Source organism: Microvirga sp. P4_G7, from assembly GCF_056401005.1.
In genome coordinates this window covers 1-715 of record NZ_JBFUKD010001097.1, presented here as the reverse complement: position 1 = coordinate 715, position 715 = coordinate 1, and the positions used below count along the sequence as shown (strand labels likewise).

Sequence of the window (715 nt, the reverse complement as noted above, 5' to 3'; positions counted from 1 at the left end):
GAGCAGAACCGAACGTCCCCGCCCGCCACACCGGGGGATGGCGACCGCTATCTGATCGGCGAAGACGCGACGGGTGAATTCCTCGGACACGCGAAAGAGATCGCCGTGTTCGATCTCGGGATATGGCGTTTCCTCGTTCCACAGGCGGGATGGCATGTCTATGTCGAGGCCGGACATTGCATTGTCGTCTATGACGGCAGCACGTGGCAGGATCTCGGCTATTTTCAGCGCGCACTCGCCAATCTCGATCGGATCGGTGTCGGGACGCAGGCGGACGACGTCAATCGTCTCGCGGTCAAGCTGAACGCGGCATTGTTCATGGCACGCTCGCTTGCGGAAGAAGGAACCGGTGACCTTCGGTTGTTGCTCAACAAGAGCGGTCCCACCCATGTTCTTTCGCAACTCTATCAGGATGACTACAGCGGGCGCGCCGAAACCGGCCTCATCGGCGATGACGATTACAGGATCCGCGTCTCCTCCGATGGAACGTCGTGGCGCGACGCCGTCGTCATCGATGCCAAGTCCGGTCTCGTCACATGCCCCTCCGGCTTGTCCCAGGGGCCCGCTGGGACAGGGACGAACCTGATCATCAATCCTGGCTTCATCGTCAATCAACGCGGCTTTGCGGGAGGCGCTCTCGCCGCGGGCGCCGCGGGCTTCGACCGATGGAAGGCCGGATCGGGTGGTTGCAACGTCACCTGCGACGCCGCCGGGT

General features: G+C 62.5%; 1 protein-coding gene. It reads left to right on the top strand.

Features of this window, described 5'->3' with window-relative positions:
• Positions 1-715: DUF2793 domain-containing protein (locus AC1DT3_RS23250; protein ID WP_477467516.1), on the top strand; the 715-nt coding region annotated here is incomplete at both ends.